This is a genomic window from Desulfoluna sp. CYM3A (genome assembly GCF_056829965.1).
This window is the reverse complement of sequence record NZ_CP186556.1, coordinates 3,035,979-3,051,330: the sequence shown is the minus strand read 5'-3', so window position 1 is coordinate 3,051,330 and position 15,352 is coordinate 3,035,979. Positions and strand designations below refer to the sequence as shown.

At 39.3% G+C, this 15,352-nt stretch carries 20 protein-coding genes and 2 pseudogenes; all 22 read left to right on the top strand.

The window, feature by feature from the left end:
* Positions 1 to 516: 516 nt before the first annotated feature.
* The 22 genes and pseudogenes from ACOYW1_RS15545 to ACOYW1_RS15440 all read left to right on the top strand — a co-directional run bounded on the left by ACOYW1_RS15545 (position 517) and on the right by ACOYW1_RS15440 (position 15,350).
* Positions 517 to 1,122: a hypothetical protein gene (locus ACOYW1_RS15545; RefSeq protein ID WP_482423509.1), complete on the top strand. Its 606-nt coding sequence runs from the start codon at positions 517 to 519 to the stop codon at positions 1,120 to 1,122.
* Complete coding sequence (locus ACOYW1_RS15540) at positions 1,074 to 1,508, top strand: hypothetical protein (RefSeq protein WP_482423508.1); 435 nt, start codon at positions 1,074 to 1,076, stop codon at positions 1,506 to 1,508. Before ACOYW1_RS15545 ends, ACOYW1_RS15540 begins: the two co-directional genes overlap by 49 nt.
* Positions 1,509 to 1,700: 192 nt before the next feature.
* Positions 1,701 to 2,375 (top strand): cytidylyltransferase domain-containing protein, encoded by a 675-nt coding sequence (locus ACOYW1_RS15535; RefSeq protein WP_482423507.1) that lies wholly within the window; start codon positions 1,701 to 1,703, stop codon positions 2,373 to 2,375.
* A gap of 137 nt (positions 2,376 to 2,512) precedes the next feature.
* Positions 2,513 to 3,535 (top strand): annotated as a pseudogene (neuC, locus tag ACOYW1_RS15530) (UDP-N-acetylglucosamine 2-epimerase).
* A gap of 227 nt (positions 3,536 to 3,762) precedes the next feature.
* Positions 3,763 to 4,307 (top strand): annotated as a pseudogene (locus ACOYW1_RS15525) (N-acetylneuraminate synthase family protein).
* A gap of 309 nt (positions 4,308 to 4,616) precedes the next feature.
* Entirely contained in the window at positions 4,617 to 4,928 is a 312-nt protein-coding gene (locus tag ACOYW1_RS15520) for a hypothetical protein (RefSeq protein WP_482423506.1), read from the top strand.
* A gap of 4 nt (positions 4,929 to 4,932) precedes the next feature.
* Positions 4,933 to 5,181: an NAD(P)-dependent oxidoreductase gene (locus ACOYW1_RS15515; protein WP_482423505.1), complete on the top strand. Its 249-nt coding sequence runs from the start codon at positions 4,933 to 4,935 to the stop codon at positions 5,179 to 5,181.
* On the top strand, positions 5,112 to 5,333 hold the full coding sequence (locus tag ACOYW1_RS15510) for an NAD(P)-dependent oxidoreductase (RefSeq protein WP_482423740.1): 222 nt from the start codon (positions 5,112 to 5,114) through the stop codon (positions 5,331 to 5,333). The genes ACOYW1_RS15515 and ACOYW1_RS15510 overlap by 70 nt, the downstream gene beginning before the upstream one ends.
* Before the next feature lie 133 nt (positions 5,334 to 5,466).
* Positions 5,467 to 5,694, top strand: a complete 228-nt coding sequence (locus ACOYW1_RS15505; RefSeq protein WP_482423504.1) for a glycosyltransferase family 2 protein — start codon at positions 5,467 to 5,469, stop codon at positions 5,692 to 5,694.
* A 1-nt stretch (position 5,695) separates the two neighbouring features.
* Positions 5,696 to 6,298: a hypothetical protein gene (locus ACOYW1_RS15500; protein WP_482423503.1), complete on the top strand. Its 603-nt coding sequence runs from the start codon at positions 5,696 to 5,698 to the stop codon at positions 6,296 to 6,298.
* 368 nt (positions 6,299 to 6,666) lie between these two features.
* On the top strand, positions 6,667 to 7,035 hold the full coding sequence (locus tag ACOYW1_RS15495) for a hypothetical protein (protein ID WP_482423905.1): 369 nt from the start codon (positions 6,667 to 6,669) through the stop codon (positions 7,033 to 7,035).
* Complete coding sequence (locus ACOYW1_RS15490; RefSeq protein WP_482423502.1) at positions 6,992 to 7,330, top strand: TIGR04372 family glycosyltransferase; 339 nt, start codon at positions 6,992 to 6,994, stop codon at positions 7,328 to 7,330. The genes ACOYW1_RS15495 and ACOYW1_RS15490 overlap by 44 nt, the downstream gene beginning before the upstream one ends.
* A 58-nt stretch (positions 7,331 to 7,388) precedes the next feature.
* Entirely contained in the window at positions 7,389 to 7,673 is a 285-nt protein-coding gene (locus ACOYW1_RS15485) for a hypothetical protein (RefSeq protein WP_482423501.1), read from the top strand.
* A gap of 625 nt (positions 7,674 to 8,298) precedes the next feature.
* Positions 8,299 to 8,661 (top strand): class I SAM-dependent methyltransferase, encoded by a 363-nt coding sequence (locus ACOYW1_RS15480; RefSeq protein WP_482423500.1) that lies wholly within the window; start codon positions 8,299 to 8,301, stop codon positions 8,659 to 8,661.
* 97 nt (positions 8,662 to 8,758) lie between these two features.
* Entirely contained in the window at positions 8,759 to 8,995 is a 237-nt protein-coding gene (locus ACOYW1_RS15475; protein WP_482423499.1) for an NAD-dependent epimerase/dehydratase family protein, read from the top strand.
* Positions 8,928 to 9,596 (top strand): NAD-dependent epimerase/dehydratase family protein, encoded by a 669-nt coding sequence (locus ACOYW1_RS15470; protein ID WP_482423498.1) that lies wholly within the window; start codon positions 8,928 to 8,930, stop codon positions 9,594 to 9,596. The genes ACOYW1_RS15475 and ACOYW1_RS15470 overlap by 68 nt, the downstream gene beginning before the upstream one ends.
* 849 nt (positions 9,597 to 10,445) lie before the next feature.
* Complete coding sequence (locus ACOYW1_RS15465) at positions 10,446 to 10,865, top strand: carbohydrate kinase family protein (protein ID WP_482423497.1); 420 nt, start codon at positions 10,446 to 10,448, stop codon at positions 10,863 to 10,865.
* Between the two features lie 397 nt (positions 10,866 to 11,262).
* On the top strand, positions 11,263 to 11,697 hold the full coding sequence (locus tag ACOYW1_RS15460; RefSeq protein ID WP_482423496.1) for a nucleotidyltransferase family protein: 435 nt from the start codon (positions 11,263 to 11,265) through the stop codon (positions 11,695 to 11,697).
* On the top strand, positions 11,690 to 12,268 hold the full coding sequence (locus ACOYW1_RS15455) for a hypothetical protein (protein WP_482423495.1): 579 nt from the start codon (positions 11,690 to 11,692) through the stop codon (positions 12,266 to 12,268). Before ACOYW1_RS15460 ends, ACOYW1_RS15455 begins: the two co-directional genes overlap by 8 nt.
* Positions 12,269 to 14,001: 1,733 nt before the next feature.
* Positions 14,002 to 14,199 (top strand): ATP-binding cassette domain-containing protein, encoded by a 198-nt coding sequence (locus ACOYW1_RS15450; RefSeq protein WP_482423494.1) that lies wholly within the window; start codon positions 14,002 to 14,004, stop codon positions 14,197 to 14,199.
* On the top strand, positions 14,139 to 14,507 hold the full coding sequence (locus ACOYW1_RS15445; RefSeq protein ID WP_482423739.1) for an ATP-binding cassette domain-containing protein: 369 nt from the start codon (positions 14,139 to 14,141) through the stop codon (positions 14,505 to 14,507). The genes ACOYW1_RS15450 and ACOYW1_RS15445 overlap by 61 nt, the downstream gene beginning before the upstream one ends.
* 456 nt (positions 14,508 to 14,963) lie before the next feature.
* Complete coding sequence (locus tag ACOYW1_RS15440) at positions 14,964 to 15,350, top strand: hypothetical protein (protein ID WP_482423493.1); 387 nt, start codon at positions 14,964 to 14,966, stop codon at positions 15,348 to 15,350.
* Positions 15,351 to 15,352: the final 2 nt, after the last annotated feature.

Genomic DNA, 15,352 nt, shown 5'->3' with positions numbered 1-15,352 from the left:
GTTACAGACCTGACAGCCCAAGTGTCTGATGTCAAATCAACTGACCTTTCATTGATGTATCAATTGCAATGTCGGATACGATACAATTTATCTGGATTTTATCATAATATGCTGAAGGATAATGCTTTTGTATTATCTAAGAAAGAGTCTGAAAGGTCTGAACAGAGAGTGTATGCAGAAAATTATTGGTAAGTATGAGTCACAGGAATATCCAGCAAAAAGATAATAATAAAGAAGGTTAATGGCGGATTATTTCTTTTACGGGAAAAAAGAGTCTGTTCTTTTTGATGTTTGGATGTTGGCGTGCTGACCATCTCAATATTTCAGATCAGCAGATGAATCATGCGATTTATTTAAGTTATTACGATTTGTCTTTTTTTATTGGAACTGATCCTGGCATTAATAATTAACAGGCTGCGAAGCAGTTATGGTATCCGTAGTTTACTTGGTGAGTGTTGAAAAGTTACATGGTAAAGCCTTAAGTTGCAAAGTAGCTCTTTTAGAGTAAATGATATAATGAAAACAACGTATGATCTGGTTTTGGTGCTGGGATACTTCAGGCGTTTGACCTCCTATTTTAGTATCATTAGGTACTTATCTAAGGAATTTCGCATTGGCTTGTTGCCTATACCTTTATTTGAGGAAGGTAGAAACAAGCAGATTTCAGCCCAAAAAGACTTCATCAAAAGGTGTGTTTCCTTGGGAGCTGAGGTTGTCCCTGAAGGAGATGTTTCATCAGAACTCTTTTTGATACCTCAGGAGCATTATACTGAGGATGCTTACAGGTTAATTCAGGAACAGGTTGGAGACTCAAAGCGTGTGGGGATGTGTAATCTTGCTTGGGCTGGTCTTCATGACGATTTTATTTCTATCCTTAATATTCAGAAAGTTTTTGTTATTCATAAAGAATTTTTTAATTTTTTATTAGAGAAAAGAGAACTCCTATCACAAGTATTGTCTAGTTGGCCTGCCTTTTTTTTAAATATCCAGTATTTCAAGAATTTCGTGCCGATTATTTGTTTGCAATGCCGACGCCGTACAGTTTTCCCCATGAAAAAGATAAGTGGCATTTTTTGGAAACAGCATCTTCCCTCCTTGATGAAATTCCAAAAACAGATGTGATTGCATACAAAACTCACAACGCATCAGAAGTAGAATATTTTTCAACACCTCCATACCGTTTCTTGTCAAAGGTATTCAGGCTTTTGCCTTTTATCGGCAAAAAGCTTCTGAGGTGGCTAGCTGAGAGCTCATCAGATAAGGTAACCAGTTTTTTTGGAAAGGTTTATTCAGGGTATCTGTTCGATGACATCATGAAACGTGTTGTTCCTATGATGAGAAAAACACCTGATTCCCATTATGCATTGGAAGCTTTTTTGCCGGGGATAAATAAAGGGATTATTGGGGGGTCAGCAATACCATATGGGTCTACTCTAACTGAAACTTCCATATTACAACTGTATAGACATATCCCTTCAGGACCTTTACACGGAAAAAAACCTGTATAATAAACGGCCCCCTACGTCACTGTTGCATTTGAATTTGAGTTTTTTTGGGTTCCTTATTGTAAGGGGCATTTGGATTTTGACAGGGATTTGTTTGATATAATCGATGAAGAATCTCGTAATCGAGACCTTCTGTTTGAAATCAAAAGCTTAATTGCAGATCAATAGAAACTTATTTAATAAAGTGGGATAAAGATGAAGCCAGTATCCGTTGTGATAAATGCACGTTTAGGATCAAGTCGGGTAAAAAATAAACTGACACGCCCGTTTGCAGGTGAAAGCCTGATAAAAATTGCTTTGGAAAAGTTGAACACAATGGATTTTTTCCAGAACAGGTATTTGGCCGTAGCTGAGCCCGAATTAATGAGGCTTGCTGAAGGGTATGACAATGTCGAAATTTTAGAACGAAAGCCCGAGCTTGTGAGACCTGGAGTTAACCCGCAAAATATAACTTTTGCGCATTATCTGAAGATTCCCACAAAATATATTTTTGTATTTAATCCGTGTTTGCCCTTGCTTAACGTTGAAACCGTTAAACGAGCTTATGACTATTTTCAAGCAACCGATTTTCCATCATATACCTCGAGTATTCCTACACGCGACTGGATTTTTGATGATGCGGGTAATGCTGTTACAAATGATGACCCCCGAAATTTAACGACGAATAAAGGCAAGCAGTTTTTTAAAGCAGCACATGCGTTCCATATTGTGAACCGCGATGTTTTAAAAAATGAAGGATATCATTGGACATTCACACCGAATGATCCGCATCTTATTCAGATTCCGGAAGCCGAATCCGTAGATGTTGATGAGGAGTTGGATTTTGAATTTGCCGAGTTCTGTTATAAAAAAGTGAGATTGCATGGATAGTACGCATAAAATAGCAGTAATAATTACCAATCGCACAAATTATTCAAAGCTTAAACTCATCCTGTTGGAGCTCTCTAAGCACAGCAATGTTTGTATAAAGATTATTGCCAGTTCATCTATTCTTCTCGAAAAGTACGGTGCCGGCATATAAAGATCTGGAGGCAGACGGATTTCAAGTTGATGTGACCCTCGATTGTTTGATGATGAATGATAGTCATGAAGCAATGGTCAACACTGTTGGACTTTCCATGATCAAACACTCAAGCTATTTTGAGAGGTATAAGCCGGATATGTTATTAATTGTAGGGGATAGGTTTGACACCTTATCGCCTGCTCTGGCTGCCATGATGATGAATATACCCATTGCACATGTGCAAGGCGGAGAAGTAACAGGAACGATTGATGACAAGGTCAGAAATTTAATCACCATTGGATCCAATCTGCATTTTGTTTCTACAGAAGCAAGTAAGGAAAGATTGATTAATTTTGGCTGCAATGAATCCACCGTATTTAATTATGGATGCCCTGCCGTAGAATATATCAGTTCGCTTGATGTAGGCGAATCTCTTGATGCCGGAAGGCTTAAGAAAAAATTTAAGCGAAAAATCGAGATAAACTCCAATGAGGACGTATTCCGTACATGGGGCCCACCAAGAACACAACCAATGCCAGGGATATCGATATGGATACGATATTAACTGCTGTGGAATCATTCGGGAAGAAAGCATTCGGTGTTTTATCCAAACATTGATGCAAATAACTCAAAAATAATAGAAGGGATGTCAAGGCACAAGGCGAACCCTCACTTTTACAGTATCCGCCATATGCCGCTGGAGGGTTTTTCACATTTAATGGCTCATTGCTCCTGTATGATAGGAAATTCCAGTGCCGGAATACGGGAGGCAGCCTCTTTCGGTGTTCCTGTTGTTAATATCGGGGACCGTCAGTACGGAAGAGAACGCAATCACAATGTTATCGATGTGTTATGTGATTACGATGAGATAGTTTCTGCAGTCAGAATATCGCTGGAAACCAAATATTCGAAAGCGAACATATATCACAAACCCGGACGCGCAAAGCGCATTTCTGATCAGATCCTGTGTTATTCGGATGCACTAAAGGCGGAGAAAAGTGAGAATCACTGGTCAACTAAAAATTGAAGACAGGTCAATCGGGGGGGATTATCCTTCATTCGTTATCGCCGAAGTTGCCCAGGCTCATGAAGGTTCTCTTGGTATTGCGCACAGTTTTATTGACCGTGCGTCCAAACTGGTGGTGATGCCATTAAGTTTCAGACTCATATCGCTGATGCCGAAAGCACGGTGGATGAAGAATTCCGGGTTATTTTTCAGACCAAGACAAGTCCCGCTATGACTACTGGAAACGTATGGAGTTCACCCCAGAGCAGTGGGCTGGTCTTTACCAGCATGCGAAGGATTCCGGGATCGTTTTTCTGAATTCAGCGTTTTCTGTCGAGGCAGTCAAAATGCTGGACGAAATCGGGATCCCGCGTGGAAGGTTGGCTCGGGTGAAATCAACAACCCGCAACTTTTGAATGCAATGATCGATACCAAGAAACCCATTTTACTCAGTACCGGGATGAGTAATTGGGAGGAAGTGGATGCATCTGTAGAGTTGTTGAAGGCTGCACATATCGATTATGCTTTGTTTCAATGCACTAGCAAATATCCATCAAAGCTCAGCGAAGTTGGGCTTAATGTCCTTTCAGAAATGAAAGCCCGTTAGGGTGTCGCGGTAGGCCTTTCCGATCATTCGGGTACTCTGTTTCCTTCTTTGGCGGCAATTGCGCAGAGTGCCAGTTTGGTTGAGGTTCACGTTACCTTTGATAAAGCGATGTTTGGCCCAGATGCACCGGTCGCTAACGTTCGATCAGCTGGAATTCCTGATAGAGTCCCGAGATGCTTTTTATGAAATGCACCAAAATCCTGTAGAGAAAAACGATCTCTATCATGATTTTAAACATATGAAATCGCTTTTCAATAAAAGTGTCGCGCTCAGGTGGGACATGGATGCGGGTACCATTCTCTTGAGTGATATGCTGACCACAAAAAAACCCGGGACTGGCATTCCAGCAGATAGTATTACAAGATTGTATCGGAAAAGCGTCTCAAAAAAAGAATAAATGCAAACCGCGTTTTGAAATTCGACGATATTTATTGAGTTTTATTATGAAACTAAATTCAATCATTATTTATGTAAACGAACCTGATCTCTATCAGCATGTTGATTTCAGTCAATATCCTGAAAATAAAGCATGTCTATTACCCAGATACATTGAATGGGGGTGGGGCAGAGGTCGATGCTGTATTCGTCGGTTCGAAGGATGTAATCGATGACCGATTTTTACACTCCTTTTTAAACGTGCGATATATTGTTTCCAGCACCACCGGTACAGATCATATAAAAACATCACGTGACATCGAAGTTGTCAATCTGGACCCGCGGGAAATAGAGGCTGTTTCTGCGACTGCAGAATTCAGTTTAGCCCTGCTTCTGGGGTTGGCTGCGGAAAATTCCTTTCATCGATCATGACTGCGTGGATGACCGCCAGCTCTACAGGGGTGTTCAATTGCGTGGAAAGCGCATTGGGATATTCGGAATGGGACGCTTGGGCAAAAAAATGGCCAAATATGCCGAAGCCCTGGATATGGAATGGGTAGGCTTTGATCGTGAAGGGACTTCCAGTGAGAAGGAAGAAATCCGAAGACCTCGGATATTATATCGATTCATCTGCCGCTTAGGCCCGAAACTATTGATTTCATTGATCAGAATTGCTTTGAAATGATGAAGAACAAACCTTATATTATCAACACGTCAAGACCGCAGATTATCTCAAAGAGTGCTTTGATTTATGCCCTATATAACTATTTGATATCCGGTGGCTGCTTGATGGATTTTATCAACTATCATGTAGATCATAAGTGGACATGGCGTTGAAACCTCATACAAAGGATAAGTTGTTTCTAACACCACATATTGCAGGCAATACACATGATTCTATAGAGTACACCTCACGTGTTGTTTTAAATAAGCTAATGGCGATAATTACTGCGGTTTGAGGGGGCGTTGTATGAAATTATTGTATGCTGTCTTTACATACAACAGATATTATCTGACGAAAAATTGTATTGAATCAATTAAAGAATTCGGGCCGGAAGCAGATCTTCTTGTTGTTGATGATGGAAGTTCAGACAAAAGGCTCTTGGAGTATTTACAAACATTAGAAGGCAATGAAAATACGAAGGTACTATACAGGTCTAATCGCTTAAAAAGAATTGCATGGCGGTGTATACTTTAATATGGATGCAGCCGTTGAATATGCACATGACAGAGGCTATAGTCATATATTTTTTATTCAGGATGATACTCAGTTTATGTGGAAAGATCATTCTTTTATAGAGCGAGTTGAAAAGATATTTGAATACCATTCTGATGCGGCAATGGTTGGGAGCATATTTCAAAAAGGCATAGTATTTCCATCGGCATCTGTACGATTTATCGCGTATGAAGAAACGGAGTGCTGGCATCTAAGGCCTTACGCATTAACTGACATAGGGATAATGCCAGTCGGTTTGATCAAGAAGCATGGGTTTAGCTTCTCCGATGTAAGTCATGAAAGCAAGAATAGCTTGTTTTGGAAAAATAAGGGCTACAAATTTTATACGACTTCATCACCTGTGATGGCTTGGGTTCCCTGGCCCATGGTTGTCAGATATAATAAGGAGAGTTCGGGAAGAAGCCCTGTAAACAAATATTTCCTTAAGCCATTAACAGTTCAACAGGTCGGGTTGCTTAGCGAGCTATATTTTAGCGATACCAACTCACGAAAAGTTCTGTCAAACGTGGGGATGGCGAGCTTTGAAGCCCTATTGGTTTACGAAAGATTATTGGGGGTATCTTAAGTGGTTGAAAAGATGGATGATAGAGAATAAGAAGATCCCCTGTTTTTCAAAAGTGAATTGAATTTGCTGTGATTCGATTTATTATTAATTGTTTTGAAAAGGCGACTTTGGCTTGAGTCTTATTTATAATAAAATTAGAAGTCTTTTATTACATTTTATCACGCTTTATCAGATTATCCATTTTCTAAAGCATAAAAATGAAATTTTTGATAATGAAATAATATATCCCTTTTTCCGAAGAGCTTTTGGCTATCAAATCGTGGGGTTTGATTACGCATCCAGGCTTTACTATCCTCATCGAATCTTCTGTTGTATACATCCAGAGTCCACGTTCAAACCCATATCTTCCGTTATGTTTTGAACACAATATGGATGTATTTCAATTCAGTGGGGTAAAAAATACCAATATTCAGTTTCGTATACTAAAATTTTTGCTAATTTCGATTAGTGCTTTTTCCAATAAACATTTTGTTGTCCTTTGGGAGTCATTGTTTAAACAACTTTCCATTTCTGGTGGTAACCTGCAGTGCGGTTATGAAGATAACTCACTAATAACAGATTATAAAGACTATACAGGATATGCTATGGTTGTTAGGTTGGGGCTCGGTGAATCTCCAAAGCTTCCAGATTTCCTGATAAGCGAAGTCGAGTTAAAGATTAAAGCTGTATACCCAAACTTCTTGAGTAAACCGTTTGTTACAATGCTTCTACAGGAAAGAAAAGGGGGGACGGTTTGATGATTACATCAGAAGCTCAGGACCACAGGGAAATTATGTTAGCACCGTTAAATTTTTAACTGTTAGTGGATATCATGTGGTAGGAACCGGTGAAATCCAACATTCACATTTTGAAGCCATTCATGGCTACTATTCACTTTCTGATGTCGATGTTGATCCAAAATTGCTGAATCTATATTTGATTATGCGGTCAGCTATTTTTATTAATCAGCATTCTGGACCATATCATTTGGCAGAAGCCTGCGGGATACCTGTAATTCTTTGCGATGTTATGCCATATTGGCAGGGCGCTTGAATTGCAATATAGTTTTAAAAATAAACAAAATCGAGCAAGATCACAAGCGAATTCTTCGATGAGTTACATTTATAATACCTATTATGATTTAGTATTGGGCATAAAAACTATAAAAAGAAAAGATATTCATGTGCTACCTAATGATTCTGAAGAAATATATGAAGCAACCAAAGAAACTGTTTTAATATTGAATAAAGAAAAGAAGTATACAAACGATGAACTGTGTATACAAAAAAAATTCAGAGGTCTATTTACTCAAAAAAATATTTTAGTTACTTATACTCTGAATTGCCCGCCAATATTTGTTTTAAACAAGCTAAAAGATGAACTTGCGAATATTTAAATAATTCAATTTGGTTTTTAGTTGGGTATGAGAGTAAAATATTTCTATAGCAACTAAGCCAGAATATAACCCTCACTCTAATTATCCTTTTATTGGGTATTAATTGTTTTGGTGTCTAATTCACTGTAAGCACAGTTTTTTTTTTGTTGATTTCATAGTGAATGACTTGAATACTATATGATGTTTTTATGGAGATAGCATAATGCGAAAATTATATGATTTGTTGAATAAAGTTCGTAGGAATATTGCAGAAAGACTACTTCCAGATGACTGTTATGTTCAACACAATCCAAATTTTAATTATGTATTGAACTATTATCCCGATTTTATGAGTGATATGGAAGAATTTAATAATCATAGTGAAAAATTGTTACGTGATGGAAATAGATGGTTAATGATTAACCTCTTGTGTGATATTGCCAATAACTGCAAAGAGGGGACTATGCAGAATTAGGTACATATAGGGGGGCTTCTGCACGTTTGCTGTTTAATCGAAGAATAGTGAATCAACTTTGTACTGCTTTGATACCTTTGAAGGATTTCAGTCTTTTGACCTAAGAGTTGAACAGGAAACAACTAATTTGAATCTACAAGAGGGAAAGTTTTCTGAGACCTACTCATCGAATTGGTTATCAAAACAATATCAGGTGAGAATTGCCATGATCGCTTGGTGGTAAAAAAAGGTCTTTTTCCAGAGACATATACCGGCCTTAGCGGCAGTAACCGCGTTTTGTTCATTGACTGTGATTTATATTCTCCTATGAAATCTGGGCTCGAAAAGTTTTGGCCCTATATCGTTCCGGGAGGTGTTTTATTGGTTCATGACTATAATTCAGCCTATAGTGGTGTTAAGAAGGCCGTAGACGAATACTTTAAAACGATGGGAGTCATACCTTTCCACTGTGTGACAAAGTTGGAAGTGCTGTTATTATTAAGAATCAACGATAGTAATTATGATGAGATTTGGTATTATTTGCTTCTTGTGTAAATGAATAAATTTCAGATATCTGTCTTGTCGTTAAATCAAAATTTACTGTTATATAAATTGATTATATTTTGGAGGAGTATGAAGTCGATTGTAACTGGTGGCTGTGGGGTTTATTGGAAGTCATTTAGTTGATCTGTTGGTTGCTGAAGGACATCAAGTTACTGTTCTGGATAATCTCAGCACTGGAAGATTAGGTAACATTAGTCATATTAATGATAAAATCAATTTTATCAAATGTGACCTATCTATAGCTGGGGATTGGCAAAATGTTTTCAGTGATGTTGATTGGGTGTTCCATTTGGCAGCTTTGGCTGATATTGTTCAATTTCAATAATCCCCATGATTATTATATGTCCAATGTAAATGGAACGTTTAATGTCATGCAGTCCTGTCGTCAGCATAACGTTAAAAAGGTAGTTTATTCTGCTTCATCATCTTGCTATGGGATACCAAAAACACGAGTAACCCCTGAAACGGAAAGCATAAGTCCCCAATACCCCTACGCCCTTACCAAGCTGTTAGGAGAAGAGATTGTTCTACATTGGAGTAAAGTATACGGTATTGATGCAGTATCTTTGAGGTTTTTCAATGTGTATGGGACCCGTTCACGAACATCGGGTACGTATGGCGCTGTATTTGGGGTCTTTTTAGCTCAAAAGCTTGCTGGGAAACCTTACACTGTTGTTGGTGATGGCGAGCAGACACGTGATTTTACATACGTTACAGATGTTGCGGATGCGATGATTGCTGCAGCTAAGAGCGAAAAAACCAATACAGTCTATAATGTTGGAAGCGGTGAAACCATTTCTGTAAATAGGATTGTGGAGCTTCTTGGCGGAGAAAAAGTCTATATACCCAAGCGTCCCGTTAGCCGCACTGCACCTTTGCTGATATTTCGAAAATCCAAAGCGAACTGGGGTGGAATCCAACGGTAAAAATCGAAGATGGTGTTCAGAAACTTTTAGATAATATAGATTACTGGCGAGAGGCACCCGTGTGGGACCCCGAAAGTATCGGAGAACAGACGAAAGATTGGTTTAAATACCTTGGGAATAATGATGGATAAATTCAATCCACCACGTGTGCAGAGCTTTAAGCGCGATCTTAACAAGCAACAAAAGGTTGTCTTTGTTTCTGGAAACTTTAACTCATCCGCATCCCGAAACCAACTGCGCCTGTTGAAGTTTGCATCCCAATGTGGGGATTATCTTGTTGTGGGTGTGAACGCTCAAGAAGATAGGACTTTCGCCTGCTGATTTGAGATATGAATCAGTATCTTCCGTTAGTTTTGTTGATGAGGCTGTTTGTCTCAATGAACATCCAATTGATTACATCAAAAAATCGAAACCGGATGTCGTGGTTAAAGGGAAGGAGTTTGAGGACAAATACAACGAAGAACTCGAGGTGCTCCAGAGTTATGGCGGGAAGTTAATTTTTTCTTCGGAGAAGTGACATTTTCGTCCTTGGATTTGTTGAGGTTCAAAATTAAAAATCCATCTGTAGCAGGTATTATCACGCCCCATGATTTTATTCAGAGACATAAAATATCTTCCATAAGTCTATGTCAAACTGTTCGTCAAATGAGTCAGTTGAAGGTCTGTGTCATAGGAGATGTTATCGTTGATGAGTATATATCGTGTGATCCTTTGGGATGTCCCAAGAAGACCCTACAATTGTTGTAACTCCCGTTATGAATCAGCTCTTCTTAGGAGGAGCTGGTATTGTTGCAGCTCATGCAAAGGGCTTGGGGGCACGGGTGACATACGTGACGGTGGTTGGTAAAGATGAGAAAGGGGGACTATGTAAAAAGATCTCTTCAGGACTATGGGGTTGAAAGCATTCTTTTCGAAGATGAAAGCAGGCCGACAACCCTTAAACAGAGGTTCAGGGCTCATGATAAGACTCTGTTGCGAGTCAACCATTTGATCCAGCGGTCAGTAGGAAAAGACATTCAAGAAAAGATAAAAGAAAAGCTCAGATCGGTTATTGAAAATATGGATCTGGTTATCTTTTCTGATTTTAACTACGGGTGTTTGCCCCAGGAGATAGTGAACTATCTGTCCAATCTTTGCATGGAAAATGATATCCCGATGGTAGCTGACAGCCAGTGTTCCTCCCAGGTCGGTGATGTGTCTCGATTTAAAAACATGGCTTTTATAACCCCTACCGGAGCGAGAAGCACGAATTGCAACCAAGAATTATGAAAGAAGGTCTCGTGATAATGACCGAAGCGCTGAGGCAAAAAACACAATCAGATAGTGTTTTGGTTACTTTGGGGGCCGAAGGGGTTTTAATCCACACGAATGAAAACTAAATACTCATGTCACTGATCGCATTCCTGCACTCAACCTCAGCCCGAGAGATCCAGCAGGTGCCGGAGACTCTTTGCTGACCTGTTCTTCTTTGGCAATGGCTCTCGGTTGTGATATATGGCAATGCGCATATCTTGGCTCTGTTGCGGCTGCGTGTCAGGTTGGGCGGCTCGGTAACGTTCCATTGAGTCAAAACGATCTCCTCGGCCAAATTAAGTTTTGATGAAGGATTAATAGGTAAGTGAAAGCAATTCTATTGGCATCTGGTTTCGGGACCAGGTTAAGGCCGTTGACGGATCATATTCCGAAGTGCCTTGCGCCTATCAATGGTAGGCCCCTTCTCGATTATTGGATATCACTTCTAAAAAGCTCGGGTGTTGATGAGGTATTAATCAACCTGCATTACTTTCATGATCAGGTTGCAGAGTTTGTTCAAGACTATCCGTCAGACTTGAATATTACCACAGTGTATGAGCACGAACTGCTGGGCACAGGTGGAACCCTTCTTGCAAATCGGGACTTTTGCCATGATGAGCCTATCCTCCACATTCACGCCGAGAATTTGTGTTACTGTGATCTGAGAGGTTTCATGGCTTCACACGAGAAGCGTCCTTCTGGTACAGAAATCAGCATGATGACGTTTCATACGGATCACCCCGAGTCGTGCGGAATTGTTAAACTAAACGCCCAAAATATCGTTACAGATTTTTTCGAAGTTGAGTGAACCCCACGGCAATTTGGCAAACGCTGCAGTATATATTGTTGAGCCTACAGTGATTGACTTTATTGAAGGTTTAAGTAAACAACAGCAAGTGGATTTCAGTACTGAGGTGCTGCCGAGATATGTCAATAGGATACATTCTTACCTTAACGATATGTACTTAAGGGATATTGGCAATATCCATCATCTTCTTCTGGCTCAGAATGAGTTTGACTATGAAGTTAGTTGTCATACTGAAAATAAATCCTGGTTTAGAAAGCTTAATGCTGATGGGCTGCATATCTCGACTGACCTGCTTAATGCTTTAGCCGCTTTTTATCAGGCCGAAATCATTTATGCTGATGAAAATGTTCAAAATAAACCATTGTCAAGTAAATCCCCTGTGATTTTATGTTGTGAGCGTTATTCAGAGGAATTGGCAACAGCTATTGTTGATTTTGGTTCAGTCTACGACATTGTTTTGGTGCTTTTTAAAACCGTACCACATCATTTTTCTGCTCATAGATTTTACAATCGATTTAAACTGAACTGTTTTGCTGTGTCGAAAGACACAGATGAAATGGAAATTAATTAGGAGTCTTCAAGCATGAATCCATCACAGTGGTTGCGTGAGCTTTCTGCCGCAATTACAATACCAATTCGAAAATTAGCGGCGTAGAAACTTCGTTAGAGGCGTCGTTTAAGCATCTTGCAGACATTTTTCGAACTGTTCGTGATAACGGTAAGGCTGTATGGTGGGTAGGGAATGGCGGTAGCTCTGCACGTGCTCACATCTTTCACAGGACATGATGAATAAATTGAGTATAAGGTCCATGACTTTGAGCGACTCGGCAATGATAATGTATGGAAAATGATTTTACGTACAGTAATGTTTATTCTCGGCCATTAGAAACGCTTGCAAAAAGTGGTGATTTGATTATCGCTATTTCGAGTTCTGGTAATTCAGAAAATATTTTAAATTGTGCTAAGCTTGCATGTGAAGAACATGTATTGTCACTTGTATTGCACGTTACAGTCAAATAAACTGTCGAGTATCCTGCAGATATTTCTTTCTATACTCCATGCGAGTACTATGGCCAGGTTGAAGTAGCGCATGAGGCCATCTTTCATTCTGTAATTGAAACGATGTGGATAAGTGAGCAGTGATTGATATTTAGTTGCTTAGCTTATGGGCCAATTTGTCTCAATGCTTTAATTACCTTTGAAAGTTCGTTTCATATCCGCTGCTTGAAGCGTAGAGAGTAGGTGTCACATCATTAATTTGCAAGATCGTCACAGACACATCCATTTTTATAAACGATTAGTTCAATATTATCTTCTCTTTTATAACTATGTAGGGTGCAAGATTCTGTACTTTGTAGGCTTAAATGTTCTGACCTCCATATTGGATGTTGTGGGCGTCTCCCTGTTTTTCCACTTATACAGCAACTGGATACCGGAACTGCGTCAACTGGGGATAAAGTTACAGAACTGTTTAACAGCATATTGGTATATGTTGGGCTGGATATTAATCTGAAAAATGTTTTGATCGTTATCGGTCTTGTATATGGCTGTAAAGCGATTCTCTATTTTTTTACATGTGTTTCCCGATATTTTATTTTATACGTTTTCGAAAAAGACTTGAGGGAAACTTTAAATTCGTCTTTTTCCGGGATGGCCTACGGTTATTATATTCAAAATAACTTAGGCTATTACTCTAATCTTGCGACGACAGAAATGCAAAAACCATATCTTGCTTTTCACATTATACAGAAATGTTGGGGGGGGTGGTTCAGGCCCTGATCCTCTGTATCGCTTCGTTTTATATAAACCAGAGTTTCACGATTATCGCTATTTCATCAGGCACGTTTATTCTTGTTTAAGATCCTGTCGAAGTTGTCCTTAAAATACTCGTACCGAGCTGTCCAGGAAAATGCAACCTTGAACAACTTGGTTATTCAAAAACTATCAGCGTTTAAGTATTTGGTTGCTACAAATAAAATCTTTAAACTCAGGGACAAGATCAATGATACCATAAAAACTGTTGCGATGATCCAACTGAAGTTCGGTATCATTGCTTCGGTGCTAAAATCTATCAAAGAGCCCTTAGTGGTAATGGTTGTTGTGGTGATCGTCTATTACCAGTTAGTCGGTGGCAGCGGTCGGTGGAGTTGTTATTTCAACGCTTTTTGTCGGTAAAATACTACAGTCAATCCTGGCATTCCAGCTGAGCTGGCAGCGTTGGGGACCTCTGCTGGGCCGCAAGTTTTGCATAATTGTATTACAGAAATGTCAAGAGAAAATGTTAAGTAGCCGGAAAAAGCAAGGATGCTGATTATATATCCGTATTGTTTTCAACAATGTTTCTTTTGCATACAAGAAGGCACGCCTGTCATTAATGACCTGACGATGAACATTAAGAAAAATGCGATGGTTGGAATCGTTGGGGCTTCTGGTGCAGGTAAATCCACGATCGTCGATTTAATTACGCCGTATTTCGAAGTTCAAAAGGTAATATCTGCATAGACGGTGTTCCTTTGACAGATATGGATACAGTCAAATACAGGGACCTTATTGGTTATGTGACTCAGGATAGCTACTTGTTTGATGATAACATTCTAAATAATATAAGCTTCTGGGAAACAGAGTTAAGCCCGGTAGAAGTCGAGAGCAAAGTATCCGATGTAACGAAAATGGCAAACTGTGACGAATTTATAGGTGCTATGCCAAACAAGTTTTTGACCAATGTAGGGGACCGTGGAGTTAAAGTTTCGGGTGGGCAAAAGCAAAGACTCTCATTTACCGTGAACTGTATACTAAGCCCGAGATTTTAATATGGACGAAGCGACAAGTGCTTTAGATACTGAGTCAGAAAAATATATACAAAAAAGCATAGAATCCCTAAAAGGAACAATTACAATAATAACCATCGCCCATAGATTGTCCACGATAAGAAACTGTGACTACATATATGTTATAGACAATGGGTATGTGGTTGAAGAAGGGACATCCAGTCAACTAAAAACGAATAATGATTCAAAGTTTTACAAGCGATATATGAAGTGCAGAATCTTTAGTATCATCAAAGTGTAGATGTTGGGTCATTTTATTGTATTTATCAGGGGTCTTTATGGTAGCCAACAATAAAATAAAGATATATTTCAACTACAAGCACATTGATTCACCTTGGGGGGGCGAATAATTTTATTAAAACGTTGCATAAGGCCCTATCCATCAGCGATGATTTTGCCATTGCTGATGATATACAAGATGATTATGACATACTTTTCATGAACGATCTCGGAATGGGGCCCCTTAACGGCAGCAAGAGAATTCCCTTGGAAAAGGTTTTAAAACTCAGGGAGGAGAAGAGAAAGAAGGGGATTGATTTGAAAATAGTGGTGAGGCTTGTCAACTTAAAGCGACATGCACACAAGCTTGGTCCCCGCAGTTATATATATGCCTGTATGGACGATCGAAAGACTTTGAAACTTGCCAATATGGCTGACTTTGTAATTTTTCAAAGCGAGTATCAACGCAGTTTTTTTAAGAAATACGGTTATAAAAATCATCAAGATGTCGTTATTCATAATGGCGCTGATGAAAGATTTTTTAATTCTGAACCGTCGTTCCTCAGGAGACGGTACAATAAGGCTCGTTTCAGCCACTGCAACTGATA

Excerpts from the sequence above, each read along its gene's own strand:
- ACOYW1_RS15545 (WP_482423509.1), top strand. The coding sequence starts at position 517 with ATGAAAACAACGTATGATCTGGTTTTGGTGCTGGGATACTTCAGGCGT.
- ACOYW1_RS15535 (WP_482423507.1), top strand. The coding sequence starts at position 1,701 with ATGAAGCCAGTATCCGTTGTGATAAATGCACGTTTAGGATCAAGTCGG.
- ACOYW1_RS15520 (WP_482423506.1), top strand. The coding sequence starts at position 4,617 with ATGTTGATTTCAGTCAATATCCTGAAAATAAAGCATGTCTATTACCCA.
- ACOYW1_RS15505 (WP_482423504.1), top strand. The coding sequence starts at position 5,467 with ATGAAATTATTGTATGCTGTCTTTACATACAACAGATATTATCTGACG.
- ACOYW1_RS15500 (WP_482423503.1), top strand. The coding sequence starts at position 5,696 with ATGGATGCAGCCGTTGAATATGCACATGACAGAGGCTATAGTCATATA.
- ACOYW1_RS15495 (WP_482423905.1), top strand. The coding sequence starts at position 6,667 with ATGGATGTATTTCAATTCAGTGGGGTAAAAAATACCAATATTCAGTTT.
- ACOYW1_RS15485 (WP_482423501.1), top strand. The coding sequence starts at position 7,389 with ATGAGTTACATTTATAATACCTATTATGATTTAGTATTGGGCATAAAA.
- ACOYW1_RS15470 (WP_482423498.1), top strand. The coding sequence starts at position 8,928 with ATGTTTTCAGTGATGTTGATTGGGTGTTCCATTTGGCAGCTTTGGCTG.
- ACOYW1_RS15465 (WP_482423497.1), top strand. The coding sequence starts at position 10,446 with ATGAGAAAGGGGGACTATGTAAAAAGATCTCTTCAGGACTATGGGGTT.
- ACOYW1_RS15450 (WP_482423494.1), top strand. The coding sequence starts at position 14,002 with ATGCTGATTATATATCCGTATTGTTTTCAACAATGTTTCTTTTGCATA.
- ACOYW1_RS15440 (WP_482423493.1), top strand. The coding sequence starts at position 14,964 with ATGAACGATCTCGGAATGGGGCCCCTTAACGGCAGCAAGAGAATTCCC.